This is a genomic window from Viridibacillus sp. KH_047 (assembly GCF_057838945.1).
The window spans coordinates 3,616,911-3,632,381 of sequence record NZ_CM174479.1 but is presented as its reverse complement, the minus strand read 5'-3'; the positions used below and the strand labels follow the sequence as shown (position 1 = coordinate 3,632,381).

The 15,471-nt window shown below is 34.0% G+C and carries 11 protein-coding genes; 9 read left to right on the top strand and 2 right to left on the bottom strand.

Features of this window, described 5'->3' with window-relative positions:
• Positions 1–253: 253 nt before the first annotated feature.
• Positions 254–1,660, top strand: coding sequence for an Ig-like domain-containing protein (locus AC3IS5_RS17815; protein WP_489425590.1), 1,407 nt, complete (start codon positions 254–256; stop codon positions 1,658–1,660).
• A 152-nt stretch (positions 1,661–1,812) separates the two neighbouring features.
• Complete coding sequence (locus AC3IS5_RS17810; protein WP_489425589.1) at positions 1,813–2,370, top strand: hypothetical protein; 558 nt, start codon at positions 1,813–1,815, stop codon at positions 2,368–2,370.
• A 207-nt stretch (positions 2,371–2,577) separates the two neighbouring features.
• Here AC3IS5_RS17810 and AC3IS5_RS17805 read toward each other — a convergent pair whose 3' ends face one another.
• Positions 2,578–3,129: a hypothetical protein gene (locus tag AC3IS5_RS17805; RefSeq protein ID WP_489425588.1), complete on the bottom strand. Its 552-nt coding sequence runs from the start codon at positions 3,127–3,129 to the stop codon at positions 2,578–2,580.
• Positions 3,130–3,539: 410 nt separating this feature from the next.
• On the opposite strand from AC3IS5_RS17805, the gene AC3IS5_RS17800 reads away from it, so the two are divergent.
• Both AC3IS5_RS17800 and AC3IS5_RS17795 read left to right on the top strand, forming a co-directional pair.
• A complete protein-coding gene (locus AC3IS5_RS17800) occupies positions 3,540–4,907 on the top strand; it encodes a S41 family peptidase (RefSeq protein WP_489425587.1) in 1,368 nt (455 codons plus the stop codon).
• A gap of 550 nt (positions 4,908–5,457) precedes the next feature.
• Complete coding sequence (locus tag AC3IS5_RS17795) at positions 5,458–5,658, top strand: gamma-type small acid-soluble spore protein (RefSeq protein WP_489425586.1); 201 nt, start codon at positions 5,458–5,460, stop codon at positions 5,656–5,658.
• 370 nt (positions 5,659–6,028) lie between these two features.
• Here AC3IS5_RS17795 and AC3IS5_RS17790 read toward each other — a convergent pair whose 3' ends face one another.
• Positions 6,029–7,756, bottom strand: a complete 1,728-nt coding sequence (locus tag AC3IS5_RS17790) for an ABC transporter ATP-binding protein (protein ID WP_489425585.1) — start codon at positions 7,754–7,756, stop codon at positions 6,029–6,031.
• Between the two features lie 307 nt (positions 7,757–8,063).
• On the opposite strand from AC3IS5_RS17790, the gene AC3IS5_RS17785 reads away from it, so the two are divergent.
• The 5 genes from AC3IS5_RS17785 to hpaB all read left to right on the top strand — a co-directional run bounded on the left by AC3IS5_RS17785 (position 8,064) and on the right by hpaB (position 15,398).
• Positions 8,064–9,302 (top strand): ABC transporter permease, encoded by a 1,239-nt coding sequence (locus AC3IS5_RS17785; protein ID WP_489425584.1) that lies wholly within the window; start codon positions 8,064–8,066, stop codon positions 9,300–9,302.
• 13 nt (positions 9,303–9,315) lie between these two features.
• A complete protein-coding gene (locus AC3IS5_RS17780; RefSeq protein ID WP_489425583.1) occupies positions 9,316–10,806 on the top strand; it encodes an ABC transporter permease in 1,491 nt (496 codons plus the stop codon).
• Positions 10,807–10,832: 26 nt separating this feature from the next.
• A complete protein-coding gene (locus AC3IS5_RS17775; protein ID WP_489425582.1) occupies positions 10,833–12,635 on the top strand; it encodes an ABC transporter substrate-binding protein in 1,803 nt (600 codons plus the stop codon).
• Between the two features lie 448 nt (positions 12,636–13,083).
• Complete coding sequence (locus AC3IS5_RS17770; RefSeq protein ID WP_489425581.1) at positions 13,084–13,371, top strand: hypothetical protein; 288 nt, start codon at positions 13,084–13,086, stop codon at positions 13,369–13,371.
• Positions 13,372–13,937: 566 nt separating this feature from the next.
• Positions 13,938–15,398: a 4-hydroxyphenylacetate 3-monooxygenase, oxygenase component gene (gene hpaB, locus AC3IS5_RS17765; RefSeq protein ID WP_489425580.1), complete on the top strand. Its 1,461-nt coding sequence runs from the start codon at positions 13,938–13,940 to the stop codon at positions 15,396–15,398.
• Positions 15,399–15,471 lie beyond the last annotated feature (73 nt).

Sequence of the window (15,471 nt, the reverse complement as noted above, 5' to 3'; positions counted from 1 at the left end):
TCTCTGTTAGTAAAGCTATAACAAAAAATAATAGTGAATTCCGTTTTAGTTACAAAGATTAATTCACAATCAAGATAAGCTCTAATGCTATAGGTAATAATTGATCTTTAAGTACCCTCTATGATGAAGATTACGTTTTTTATCTTCGGAATTCAATTGAAAATTGCACACTTATAGATATTATTGACTAATAAATAACCTTTTATTTTAATAACATGATATTATTAGGTTATTATAAATGGAGGTGGAAGTTTTGTTTAAGAGTATAATATCTATTTTTAGTGTTTTTATTGGCTTGTCCTTATTCTTTAATGTGAATAATGTATTGGCAGCAAGTGAATATGAACCGAATGATAGCATGTCTACTGCACAAAGTATAAGTCTTACAAATAATACCACTTCAATAGATGGAGATTTTTATGATAACTATGATGATGATTATTATGTCTTCACTTTAGAAAATGCTGGGAAATTAGGTGTTTCGATCAATCAGCATTTAAATGTGCAATATTCTGTAGAATTATATAATGAGAATATGAAAAAAATAGAAGCTTACCATACAAATTATGGAGTGAATAAAGGAACTGCCGATTTATTTTCGCAAGGGTTAGATAAAGGAACATATTATTTAAAGGTTGAAAGATATGCTGGCCAAGGAGTAGGCATTCCATATAAGTTAAAATTGGATTTCACTTCGAGTAAAAGTTTTGAAAAGGAATTTAATAATGATTTTTCTTCAGCAAATTTAATTTCTTTAAACAAAGAGGTTCATGGTTTTGCTGACTATGAATCAGACTACTTTGTTTTTGAAGTATCCAAAAGTGGCGAATTAAAAATTGATATGAATAGAAGTTTACAAACGAAATATGAAGTTGTTCTTTACTCAGGTAGCAGAACAGAATTAGAAAGATGGACTACTGATTATAGTAATAAGAAGATGAGTAATATTATTAATATAGGTCTTCCAAAAGGCACATATTATCTGAAAGTAAGAACATACGAAGGTAAAAGGTATAATGTACCATACTTATTTAACGTAAATTTTAGCGCATCAACCGCAATTGAAAATGAGGACAATGATGATGAATCTCGAGCGGACTCACTTAGAATAGGTACTTCTAAAAAAGGTATTATTAGATCATATTATGATGAAGATTACTATCGTTTAGATTTATCAAAAAATACAAATATAGCATTACAAATTACAAATTCAAAAAACGCAAGATTTTATATTGAGGTATCCAATCCAAATAGAACATTTGTACAATATTACTATACACAGTATGGTCATAATAAATTGAAAACGTTTGCTAATGTCAATTTGAAAAAAGGCATATACTATATAAGGGTTAAAAGATATGATGGTCAAGAATATAAAATTCCATATACAGTCCGTGCCATCAAGCGTGATACAACTCCGCCAGCTATACCTAGCGTAAATAGAGTAACTTCTAAAACAACCATGATTACTGGGAAGGCTGAGAAAAGTGCAAAATTATATGTATATAAGGGGACTAAATTATTAGGGCAAGGAGTTGTTACTAGTAAAGGAACGTACTCAGTTAAAATTGCCAAACAAAAGAAAGGTACCAATTTGAAAATATACGCTAAAGACGCAGTAGGAAACAAAAGTAAGGTGAAAACAGTTAAGGTTAATTAGTGAGCTCAGTATGAATTGCCCATAATTAAGTGGGGTTAGCATAGGTGAATGGCGCGTTGAAGTTAAGTCCTTATCCTAGAAATTAAGAGTGGACGTGTCTGTTATGAAAACATTGCGTAAGTCATTTCAAATACTTAATTAGGTGGGGAAACATGAATAAAATTTTAAAAATAATAGTGACTTTTGTTGTCGCATTTGTTGCCTTCTATTGTATAAGCGATGAAGATGCACAAGCAGCGAAAAGCTTATCATATAGCACAATGAAAAAGTATCAACCAAGCAGTAAAAAATGGTCTTTTGTTTATCAAAATACGTCAAACGGAAAATCGACTAAAGCTACACTGAAATACCGTAAAGAAATAGATGGATGGGTTTCAAATAATAGTAAAATGCTTGATTTAAGCTATAACGTAAATAAGGCAGGATTTTTAGTCGGTGCACCTAGTTCAGACTGGATTTATACTGGATTTAAAGTGCCAACTAAAAAAGGAAAAGTATTAAAAGTGACTGATTTTGATGGAAATATCGTTAACAATTCGAAAATAATAAGTATTCAAAAGACCGTTAAAGTAAAAGGAGGTACATATAAAAACTGTGTTGTAGTTAAAGAACGTGCGAACAATGTAACGTATTATTTTGCTAAAAACATAGGGTTGATTTTGCTTAAATCTGATAGCGGACGAATGGAACTTGTGAAAGTGAATAAATAAATGGTTAAAGCACTCACAGAATCATCATAATAATATTAATTTTGTTAACTGATGCTTAGTGATCAATCTCACACTTTTAGTAGAGATTGAAAAAAACTTACGTAATATAGTAAATCTAAAGAGCCAGCGATCTATATGAAAATCGCTGGCTCTTTAAGTATCTTTTTTAAAAAAACTCACTTTATATTCAATTATTTAAATTTTTAACTAGTATCCATTAAAATATGCAGCTAATTCCATCATATCGCGTGTACCAATCGCGATATCTGTTATATAACCTTTACCCCTTTTATAGCTACGAAAGCCAATATAGTAAACACCTGATTTATAAAGCTTGTTTTTGGTACCATATGTACGATTACCAACAGGATGACCAAAATATTTTTCCATTTGTTTGTGTGTTAATTTACCAGAGTAACTGTTAGAAATGTACTCGACTTCATCAGTACTTTTAAATTTATATGAGAAAGAACCAGTATGTGGATTATATTGTTCAAATCCATACATAGTACCGCCTCTTTTAGCATAATAGACATTTACAGCTTCGGCAATAAGAGCTTTACCAGGTACCGATTTCTTCAATTCTTTATAAGACATACCGACATAGCCTTTATTACCAAGAAGTTGTCCTTTTTTTGCAGCACTTTTAAATGATTTGTTTACTTTAATGCTCTGCGCATGTGAATTAATTGGAACTACAACTGCAATTATTGAAAAGAGCAGTACAAAAGCACATAGAAAACGCGCAAGAAATTTCATAGTCATCTCTCCCTTTATTGGAAATACATGTATTTATTTGTTTATTTTATAACATTGGACATCTAACGTCAAAAAGGTATTTTATAGGCCTTTAAATTTAAATAAAGCTATCGATTTTCGTATCATCACAACAGTTTTTTCTGTTAGTGTAAAGATTACGTATGTATATAAAATAAAATTGGACTAACGCAGCAATTCTCCTCGTAGCAACTATTTATCTCTGAATTTTTTCTCTTATTCTTTTCTAATTTAGTTTCCTTTTGGCATTCGGTATCACCACATTACTCAAGCAAATTCACATTAACATAGTGTATTGTGAAAAGTCGTAGAATATTAATATTACATAACTATCATTAATTTCAATATAATGGTAAAATAAATAATAAACTTACTAGTATAAGAGGGATACCATGAAAAAACTACGGATTTATGTATTGAGTCTTATTGCCTTATGTGTTTTCTTTACGACATCGGTTGCTTATGCAGCAGAGCCACTGGATGAAGTGAAGCAGTTAGTGAAAAAATACTATTATCCAAATGTATCGGAATCAGTGTTAAATAGTACTTCAATCGGAGATTTAACAAAACAGCTTGATCCGTATTCCGTTTATATGACGAAAGAGGAATATAAGGATTTTACGAATTCCATTGATATGAAATTAGTCGGAATCGGTGTGACGATTGAAGAACATGCTAATGGATTGAAAATTATCTCTACTATTAAAGGTGGGCCCGCAGCTAATGGGGGCATACTTGCAGGAGATATTATCAAGGCAGTCAATGGTAAGAACTTGGCGGGAGAAGCAGTTCAAACAACGATTGGGCTCATTACGGGAAAAGAAAACACCAAAGTAACTTTGACCATATTTCGTTCAAAAACGAACAGTACATTTACGAAAACGTTAATCCGTAAAGTCATCAATATACCTAATGTTGAAACAGATAAACTAGCGGGCAAAATTGGTTATATACGTCTTAACAGTTATGCTGAGAATAGTAGCAAAGAGATCCAAAAGGCTATTAAATCAATGCCTGGTATGAAAGGCTGGATTTTTGACTTAAGAAGTAATGGCGGTGGTTACATTACTGCAGCTGAAGAAGTAATTGGCTTGTTTCCAAAAGCGCAAGTAGCTTATTTGTTTAAATATAAGGATAGTGAAACCTACTACACAAAGCCTATAAAGCAGAAAGTCAGATGGAATGCACCTGTTTCAATCACTATGGATGGCAATTCAGCGAGCGCTTCTGAAATGACAGTAGCATCATTAAAAGATCAAAAGGCAGCCAAATTATACGGGCAAACAACATATGGTAAAGGCGTTATGCAGCAAGTATTTTCTTTAAAAGATGGTAGCCAGTTGAAACTGACTATCGGAGAATTCATGGGCCCAAAAAATACAAAAATACAGAAAAAAGGTATCACCCCAAATGTTAAAACACCAGTCGGTAAAGAAATCGAATATAGCCATCGAGATTTCTTAAAGCAACAAATAAAAGGGTATAACAAATTCTCAAACATTAATCAAAAATCAGCACAAAAAACGATCACTATTAAAAGCAGTACGAAGATGAACTGGAGCACAATGAAAGATGCTAAAGTATCCCTACTACAAATTGGTGGCAAACAACAATCAATTAAAGTTCAAAAAACATCAAAACTACAATTGAAACTAACGCCAAACAAACAACTAAAACCTGGCACTAAATACTATGTTGTACTAACGAGCAAAACGAAAAAGTCCAAAAGTGCTTATGCAGAGCTTACTATTACTAAATAACCATATGAAAATATCAATTCCGATACTATTAACAATAATCCTCCAATGCTGAATTGGGGGATTTTAATCTCTAAAAGGGATAATAGCAGTATACAGTTTGTAAATCATGGTCTCTTTTACTTAGCCAATAAAACATCAATTAAAGCTAATAGCAAATTTGGATGCAATAAAGACATTTTACATATCATAAAGAAAATCGAAACCCATTAACAAAACAATATACTTAAGGGGATATGTAATCATGAAAGAATTCAAAATAACATACTTCTTTGATGAAGAGCATTACATTAGAAGGTTTATCCATATCGAGTCTCAAGAAAAGGCGGAAGAGCTCATTCAAAGTGAGAGGGAACAGTATATAACGTTTACGGATAGTAGAGGCATATACCACGAACTTCATACAAGTAATGTTCGCGTAATTCAAATTTCCGAATACCACAGAGTCGACAAGAGTAAAAAAAAGGTCAATTGAATTTAGTGTTCCATACATTTCACTTATAAAAACCTGAGCTTGAGGGAACATTATGGCATACCAAAATGGAGGTGTCTTATGAACAATAATGGCGAGGGTAACTTTACGTCTTCTGGAACAGATATTGATGAGGTAAAAAGAAAAAATGCAGAGTCTGGCATGTCTTATAATGAAGTAAAAGCAATGATTGCAAAAACGGGTGGAAAAGGTACAGCGATGTATAGTAATACGAATAGTGAGGACGTAAAAAATAACATTCAAAACAAATACCCAAATTAATAATGTAGCCATGTTAGTTTAAACAATGGGCACAATTTAATTCCTAATCTCTTAGAGGTTAGGTTTTTTTATAAAGAAATAAGTAATGTAAAAATAACATGAATTATTTGGCGAGTAGAAGACATGGAATGCAGATTTGATGAAGACAAATAGTTTCAAGCAATTATTACTTCAATATACTTATAAATATAAGGAGTTAGCATAAGTTCTTTTTATTCAACTATTAATATAGGAAGGAAATCGTATTCCAAGATTATTTAAACACTACTTTTGTAATGATGCATTTTTAAATATTGGTTGCATCTTTAGTGAAAAGACACAATAAAATACGTAGCCACCTTTTTAGGTAACTACGTATTTTTCACACTATTTAGCTACTTGCAAGTACCCAGTGACCAGGCTTCACTTCTTGCAATGTACTTTGGTCAAAATCGTAATGCGGTGTTTCTACCGCTTCTTTTTTTAATTTCTTCGATTCAATAGAAGGGTCAGGAACGGGTACAGCAGCTAATAATGATTTCGTATACGGATGAATCGGGTTGCTATAAAGTTCTTCACTTTCTGCGAGTTCAATAATCTTTCCGGCATTCATCACCGCGACACGATCACTAATATGCTTTACCATCGACAAATCATGTGCGATAAACAAATACGTTAAGCCGAGCTTCGCTTGCAAATCCTTTAGCAAATCGACGACCTGAGCTTGAATGGAAACATCGAGTGCAGATAGTGGTTCATCACAAACGATAAATTTTGGATTAACAGCTAGAGCTCTCGCAATGCCAATTCTTTGACGTTGGCCACCAGAGAATTCATGTGGATAGCGCATCGCATGTTCTTTTTGTAAGCCAACTAGTTCTAACAATTCTTCCACACGTGCAAGACGTTCTGCTTTTGTTTTACATAATTTATGAATATCCAAAGATTGGCCTATAATATCCAATACCTTCATGCGTGGGTTCAAAGAGGCGTAAGGGTCTTGGAAAATAATTTGAATCTCTTTGCGCAGCTGTTTCATTTCCTTCTTGTTCAATCGATTAATAGCCATACCTTTGTATAAAATTTCCCCGTGAGTAGCCTTTTGTAGCTGTAATAGCAATCGCCCAGTAGTCGATTTTCCGGAACCGGATTCACCAACTAGACCTAATGTTTCGCCAGGTTGGATTGAAAAGCTAATAGAATCGACAGCTTTTAAAGTACGACCACTTCCAAGTGGAAATACCTGATTTAAATCCTGTACTTCAATCAGTGGTTTATCAGGGTTAATATCTGCTGGTAAACATAGTTCACCTTTAGGTTTTTTCTTTTCATCCATACGGGGAAGAGCATTCAACAATTTCTTTGTATATGGATGTTGAGGAGAAGCGAAAAGCTCCTCAGTCGTATTTGTTTCAACAATTTGACCTTCTTTCATAACGACGACACGGTCACACATACCGGCAACTACACCTAAATCATGCGTGATTAAAATAATCGAAGTACCAAATTGCTGTTGCATTTTTTTCATTAAGCGTAGTATTTGAGCTTGTATAGTTACATCAAGCGCAGTAGTTGGTTCATCAGCAATGAGTAATTTAGGTTGGCAAGCGAGAGCCATAGCGATCATGGCACGTTGACGCATCCCCCCAGAAAATTCATGTGGATATTGATTGTAACGTTCTTCGGCGTTTTTTATCCCTACAAGTTGCAGCATTTCAATTGATCTGTTTTTCGCTTCTTTAGAAGTAAGCTGCTGATGTTTTGTTAGGATTTCATCGATTTGCTTGCCAACTTTAATCGTTGGATTCAGAGATGTCATTGGATCTTGGAAGATCATACTAATCTCTTTTCCGCGAACTGCTTCCATTTCGTGATCAGTAAAATTAGAAATCGTTTCTCCTGAGAATTCAATAGAACCGTCAGTCATTAACGCAGGTGGAGACGGAAGTAAACGCATAATGGAACGTGCAGTAACACTTTTTCCGGAACCAGATTCTCCGACAATCCCTAAAGTCTCTCCTTTATGTAATTCAAAAGAAACCCCTTTAACCGCTTCAAAAACTTCGTGATTTGAGACAAATGAAATATGTAAGTTATCAACCTTTAAAATACTATCCATATAATAATTCCTCATTTACTGAAAATTTAAAATAATTATGTTGACTTCTAATAAGATAAAATTTATACTTTGTTTCTAATAGTATACTAAATTACTAGGAATAATCAAGATTAAAGGAGTGATTTTTCTGAATATAAAGAAAGAACGGATAAAAGGCAGTTTAGAGAATGTATATAGCAATCTAAGCTCTCTCCTTTTTTATAAGTACATAATATTCTTGTTAGGTTTACCAGTCCATATCGTCATGTGGTGCATTTATAAAACAAAATATAAGAGCACCCAATATCAGCAAATGCAATTCGAGCATATGGAAAAGATAAAAAAAACTTCTATATATAGTGAACTGATTCAACGATATGAGGAACAATATAGAAGTAAAAAGCTATATTTCGATGAACCCATCCGCGAACAAGAAATGCAGGAGGAAGCAACTAAGCTTGCAAATGAAAGAGTATTGAAAATAGCGCAAGCTGAATTGGAAACAACTGATCAAAGCAACACAAACTATCAGCACTTCTTTGCAAAATGCTTACAAAATAGAAACTTCGTTATTGTCAGTTTTATACCAGGTATTCTTATGTATTTGTTCTTAATGATTTATGCTAGACCACTCGTTCGCTATATTTTTGAACGATTAGTGATGACAGTTTTTGTAATAATATCGGTTACTATCTTTGTATTCTCTATTTTGCATTTTTCTCCTGCTGATCCAGCAGCAAATATTTTAGGAGAATCAGCAACAGCTGAACAGCGAGCAGAGTTTGATCATCGTTATGGCTTAGATCAATCATATTGGGTGCAGTTATGGGATGCGACAAAAGGGATTCTGACGTTAGATTTAGGTTATTCCTATACTGGTAATGAAGATGTAATGGCAAGCATTGCAAACAAATTCCCTGTCACACTAACGATCGCGTTTTGGTCATTATTAATGGCTATTGTAATAGCAATTCCAGTTGGGATGATATCAGCAGCGAAGCCCAATTCATTTTGGGATTATAGCTTTATGTTTATCGCCTTAATCGGTTTATCTATTCCTAACTTTTGGCAAGGACTTGTGTTCATTTTGAACTTCTCTATAAAGTGGCACATACTACCAGCTACGTATTCTCCAGGTGATTGGTTATCAATCATAATGCCTGTGATTGTATTAGGGACAGGGTTAACAGCGTCGATTGCGCGAATGACTAGATCCTCCATTTTAGAAGTAGTGAACGAAGAGTATATTGTGACTGCGAAGGCGAAGGGTTTAAAGCCAAGTCGAGTATTTATCAACCATGCTTTACGTAATGCAATCATTCCTATTATTACAATTATCGGATTGCAGTTTGGTGGCATGCTAGGCGGGGCAGCAGTAACAGAGAAAGTATTTAATATTAGTGGTTTAGGCAGTTATATCGTAGATAAACAATTCGTACCGGATATTCCTTCTATATTAGGGGGAGTTGTCTACATTGCCATCACGATTTCGATTGTAAACTTAGCAGTTGATATTCTATATGCTTTCTTAAATCCAAGAATTCGATCGCAAATGAAAAATACTTAACGAGGTGTATGAAATGACAACACAACAGGATTTTGCTTTAAAACGATCGCAAGAGTATAAACATGCACTCTTTGTTTTAGTTATTTCAATTGCACTAGTACTTGTTTTTCTAGTGAATGCCTTTGATGTTACAGAGGGAACATGGAACAAAGTGTGGGGCTCTTTGACAATTGCTTATTTAGTAATCGCATGTTGGCAAGCTATTATTCTATTTTGTATGAAAAGAGATTTACTAAATACGGGGGATATTCAAAAAAGAACAAGGTTAATGAGTGCAGTAAACTTACTAACTATTTTAGTGGGGAACGTTTTTACGACAACCTTCGCCTTCCGAATGTTGCGTCGCAAAGCTTCTATTGAATATACGCTTTCTTACTATATGCTGCTGACTCAGTTGTTAATTGTTTCAGTATCATTACTAAATCTTTTTAAACCGTATGTATCAGATATGTTTTTACTTTCAATGGCTGTATTCATATTATTAATCATCTTTGATGTCGTAGCTGTAGTTATCTTCGGCAAAGTGGATACGGACCGTCAAATTAAACCTGCATTTAAATGGTTAGGTATTGCTTTAATCATTACAGGGTTTTCTGGAAATATATTTGGTTTTATTTTAGGGTATAGCGTGTTATTAAAAAGTACAAATAGAGATATGTCAACGATTGAAAAGTGGAATAAGATTTGGTCTAAAATCACAAAGAATTTCACAGCGATGCTAGGCTTACTGTTTGTAATTTTCACATTTGGCATTTCAATCGCTAGCTACGGTACATTTGTTTATGAATTTGCTGTAGAAAACAATTATGAAGCCATGTTATTAGAGCCAAGTTTAGCTAATCCATTTGGCACGGATAACTTCGGACGAGATGTGTTTTCACGCATTATTTATGGCGCTCGCATTTCATTAATTGTTGGAGTAGTATCAACACTTATTCCATTAGTAATAGGTGGATTCCTAGGTGCTATTGCTGGCTATTACAACAAGTCAATTGACAACGTCATCATGCGTATTTTGGATGTTCTTTATGCGGTTCCTGGTATCTTACTAGCAATCGCTATTATTGCCGCATTTGGTGCAAATACCGTCAATTTAATCATCGCATTAAGTGTAGGATCCATTCCTACCTATGCAAGAACAATGCGTGCAAATGTCATGATGGTATCCAATTTAGAGTTTGTAGAAGCTGCAAAGGCTTTAGGAGAAGCAGATTGGAAAATCATCTTCAAGCAAGTAGTACCCAATTCGTTTGCTCCGATGATTGTTAAAGCAACCCTAACTATTGGGGGCGCAGTCATTGCAACTAGTAGTTTAAGCTTTTTAGGTTTAGGTGTGGAACCACATATACCAGAGTGGGGCAATATTTTAAAAGTAGGAAGCATGTATCTTGAAACCAACCCTTATTTAGCGATTTTCCCAGGGATAGCCATTATTTTATTAGTACTTTCCTTTAACTTCTTAGGGGACGGGTTAAGAGATGCTTTAGATCCAAAATTGGATTGATAAATATTATCTATGGAGGAATTCAAATGAAAAAGAGATTAGTACTTTTTTTAGCAGCAGTAGTACTCGTTTTAGCAGGATGTGTTAATACAAAATCCGACGTTAAAAAAGATGAATCAAAACCTTCTTCTGAAACAAAAAACACGTCTATTGAAATTTTAGGCATGAGCACAGGTGAAGATGATTTAAATATTCTACGTGACCAACTTACGAAGAATGGATTCAATGTAAAGTTAAACATCCAACCTGATTACGGTAGTTTCACTGCACAAAGAGATGCAGGTAATTATGATTTAGCGCTAAGTGGATGGACAACAGTAACAGGGAATCCTGATTATGCAGTTCGTTCATTGTTTACATCTGACGGTGACAATACTTTATTTGCCGATGAAGAAGCAGATAAATTAGTAGAAAAAGCAAGTACACAATTAAAAGAAGAATACACACAAACGTATAAAGATTTAGAGCAGTTAGTAGTGTTCGATAAAGCGTATATTGTGCCACTATATACTTCTTATAAAGCGCAAGGCGTAAACAACCAAGTAATCGATGAAAAAACTTTACGCTTACCAAAATCAAGAGCAGCAGTTTGGGAAGCAATATCATTTAAAGATAAGGCTAAAAACGCAACACAACCTTTACTTGTTCAACAAGGAATCGGTGCTTTAACTTCGTTAGATCCGATTAAAGGAAATGACGGTTCTATCAATACATTAAATACAAATATGTATGTGCGTTTAGTGAATTTAACTGATGATGATGAAGTTGTATCAGATGGCTCATTGTCGTTAAATCACGCGATTGCGGATGGCAGTAAAGATTATTACTTCTTATTACGTGATGACATTCATTTTGCATCAGTTAAAGACAAAAAAGCAGCTGACTCAGGTGAGCGTGTAGGAGCAGAGGATGTAAAATTCTCACTTGATCGTGCTAAAGACAAAAACTCTGTACCTGATCACCGTACGTATAGTCTTCATGAAAGCATGAAAGACATTTCAATCGTTAGTGACTTAAAAGAATTAGATGTAAAAACAACAGATGGTCAATCGACTGTTCGTGAACAATTAGAAAAAGGTTTAGATAAAAAGATTGCAACATTAGTAACAGATAAAACAAAAGCAAATAACGGATCTGGCGCGTATCAAATTGTTAAAGTAACGACTGAAAAGCCATTCCCACAAGTACTAAATTATTTAGCACACCAATCAGCTGGTATCGTTTCTAAAAAACAAGTTGAAAGCATTAACACATATGATGTAGCTAAATATGACGTTAACAAAGACATCGCTTATGGTGATCAAAAAACAATCACTGAAGGAAAAGATTACAATAATGCCCTTTATACAAGCGGACCTTATATCTTAGTTTCTAAAAATGATTACGAAGCGAAGTTTGTGAAAAACCCTGCTTACATGAAAGGCACAGAATACGAGCCGAAAATTTCAGCAATAACAGTGAAATTTATTCAAGATCCAGAAAGTGCATTATCTGCATTACGTAACGGCGAAATTCATATTTTAAATGGTGTTCCAGAAGGCAAATATGATATCGTGAAGAAAGACGACAAGCTTACATTGCAACAAAATAAAAGTAATGGTATCGCATATCTTGCCTTTAATATGAAAGACCGTGATGTATCTAAGAGTGTAGCATTACGCCAATCAATCTTGTATTCAATCAATCAAGAAGAAATTAAAAACTTCTACCAAGGTAACAAGATGAACGCTGTTTCAACGTTGAGCCCTCTTGTAGAAACTGGTTTAAAACTAGAAGCAGATAACAACAAAGCAAAAGAATTATTAAAAGAATACCAAAGTGAGAAGTAACGATTTCACATAACAAATTATCCCCTAATCTTTTTGGTTAGGGGATTTAATTTGTCTTTAATAGTAAATTGCGGTGAATAGCAGTAAAATGCTTGATAGACAGAAGTGGCATCTTATAAATGGTCAGCCAAAAGCTTATATTCCAGTTACTTTACTATTGGAAAGGAAGCAGATACAAGTAAGAAAACAACTGTCGAAGTTTGGCAGACGTAAATGGTGTAGCCGAATATAGTTACATACAGCATGTCTTTACACAAGATTCCGTATATGCATATTCATCGGTAAACTCTGGCGTGAAATATTTCTAAGCAATTAAAATCATAATGGAAAAACAACATTATGCCTACTCTATATAGCAAAGTTAAAAAAACATATATTTAATAGTTATTTTTTCCTATTTATGATAAATTAAGAGAGGGGATAAAATTTCTAAAAGGAGATGGGAGAAGTGAAGTACTATTATCAAGGGGAAGAAATAATCGATTTTAGTGAAATAACAGTGCATATAATTGAGGCAGATCGAAATGAGCAGAGAATGATATATTTAGTTCGAAAATTATTTCAATTCCCGGTAATATTTATTGTTGATGACACTATGAAGACCAATTCTACTTTTGATATGGAAACAACTGAAACGAGACTTCAACGAAAAGACTTACATAGGCATATGAAAGAATGGAAAGGGTTTAAAACCCACCACCATTTTATTACAAGACGAAGAAAAAACGAAAAGTAGGGGCAATCATGCAATCTAAGTAGGTAGAAATGATAAATTTCCATTATTAAAATTGGACGATTACTTATACATAAAATGAATGGAAAAATCATGATACTATGTAATTAGTGAAAAAGAATGTAAAAACAATATAATCATTAAAAAGTAAACCTCCGCATGCTCTATCAGGGGGTTTTTTGCTTTTAAAATTAATATTTATCGAAGATGGAAAGTGGTATATAAAAGTTGGTTATACATACAGTATTTCAAAACTATATATTCATTTTTGCGATAAATTGTGATGAAAAAATTAAGTTGGACAACAATATCATTGAAAAAAATAAAGCACTAATTTGGACACAGCATCCAAATGGTCCCCTTAACTTCGGTTTAGGGGACTTTTTTGTTGAGTATAATTTCTCTTTGAATGATTTTCCTCCTTATTAAAGCTAATGTAATTTGGAGTGCCTTAATCGGACAGTAACAATAGTTAGGTCATATTCATAAAATATGACTATAGAAATAGTTGAATGTATATAACCATACAGCTATTTCACCATTAGCGAGTATAAATTAGGAGTGTGCGTATGACAGCAATAACCGGCAAACAATATATTGACCGAATTAACAAGCTGAAAACGAATGTTTGGGTTGATGGTAAGCAAGTGACAGGCAATATTTCCGAGCACCCTGCATTCAAAGGGATCATGAAAAGCCAAGCGATGTTATATGAGATGCAGCATGATGCTTCACTAAAAGATGTCCTCACCTATCCATCACCAACTACTGGGAATCCAGTAGGTCTGTCTTATCTACAACCTAAGACGAAAGCTGATTTAGCTAAAAGACGAGAAATGATTCAGCAATGGGCTAAATCAAATAATGGAATGATGGGCAGAAGTCCAGATTATATGAATACAGCGTTAATGGCGTTTGCATCTTCTGCTCAATTTTTAGAAGGGAAAGAAAATTGCTTTCCTAAAAATTTACGAGCGTTCTATGAGTATGCACGAGAAAATGATATATCAATGACACATACATTTGTGGACCCTCAGGTAAATAGAGGTCTATATTATTTTGAGTCTACAAAAGAGCCTATTGCTGCAAAAGTAATAGATAGTAACGATGAAGGGATTATTATAAAAGGTGCGCGGTTACTCGCAACACAGGGTGGCATTACTGACGAATTATTAGTTATGTCAGCTGCTGGAATGTTAGAAGAGGAAAAGGGATTTGCCTTTTCGATACCAAGTAACACTAAAGGATTGAAATTTCTATGCAGAGAGTCTTTTGTTGGGGGAGATTCAACATTTAATTACCCATTAAGTTCTCGTTATGATGAAATGGATACGATTGTGGTATTTGATAATGTATTGGTTCCTTGGGAGCGAGTATTTTATTATAATAATTTAGGCGCATCCAATAATTTTATGATGGCTAGTTCTTTTCAACCTTTTGCATTGCATCAAGTAGCTTGTAGACAGATTATAAAAACTGAATTTGTTTTGGGCGTAGTACAGTCAATTATCGATACGATTAATATCAGTGAATACTTACATGTTCAAGAAAAGGCTTCTGAAATTATTGTTGCGTTGGAAACAATGAAAGCACTGGTCATGAAATCAGAAGCAGAAGCCAAGTTAGATGAATCAGGCGTTATGAGACCAGATCGTACAACGTTACAAATATCTATAAATGTATTTCCTAAGGTCTATCCGAGATTTGCTGAAATCATTCAAATCTTGGGAGCAAGTGGGTTGATGTCAATCCCAACTGAAAATTCATTCCAATCAAGTATAAGAAAAGATCTAGATCAATATTTGCAATCGAAAGCTGACACGGCAGAAAATCGTGTTAAAATATTCCGTCTAGCTTGGGATATGACTATGAGCTCTTTCGGCACACGTCAAACACTGTATGAACGACTGTTCTTTGGTGATCCCCTCAGACTCTCTAGTCAGCTATATTTTACTTATGATAAAGATCCATACGTGCAAAGAGTGCAGGATGTATTGAGTTCTGATACCGATCACCTAAAAAAACTTTAATGTACGAATAGTCCCAATAGCAATAACGAAAATCTCCTCATCATTAGATAAGGGGATTTTTTTGCGTCATAAT

Excerpts from the sequence above, each read along its gene's own strand:
- AC3IS5_RS17810 (WP_489425589.1), top strand. The coding sequence starts at position 1,813 with ATGAATAAAATTTTAAAAATAATAGTGACTTTTGTTGTCGCATTTGTT.
- AC3IS5_RS17805 (WP_489425588.1), bottom strand. The coding sequence starts at position 3,129 with ATGAAATTTCTTGCGCGTTTTCTATGTGCTTTTGTACTGCTCTTTTCA.
- AC3IS5_RS17800 (WP_489425587.1), top strand. The coding sequence starts at position 3,540 with ATGAAAAAACTACGGATTTATGTATTGAGTCTTATTGCCTTATGTGTT.
- AC3IS5_RS17795 (WP_489425586.1), top strand. The coding sequence starts at position 5,458 with ATGAACAATAATGGCGAGGGTAACTTTACGTCTTCTGGAACAGATATT.
- AC3IS5_RS17790 (WP_489425585.1), bottom strand. The coding sequence starts at position 7,756 with ATGGATAGTATTTTAAAGGTTGATAACTTACATATTTCATTTGTCTCA.
- AC3IS5_RS17785 (WP_489425584.1), top strand. The coding sequence starts at position 8,064 with ATGGAAAAGATAAAAAAAACTTCTATATATAGTGAACTGATTCAACGA.
- AC3IS5_RS17780 (WP_489425583.1), top strand. The coding sequence starts at position 9,316 with ATGACAACACAACAGGATTTTGCTTTAAAACGATCGCAAGAGTATAAA.
- AC3IS5_RS17775 (WP_489425582.1), top strand. The coding sequence starts at position 10,833 with ATGAAAAAGAGATTAGTACTTTTTTTAGCAGCAGTAGTACTCGTTTTA.
- hpaB (WP_489425580.1), top strand. The coding sequence starts at position 13,938 with ATGACAGCAATAACCGGCAAACAATATATTGACCGAATTAACAAGCTG.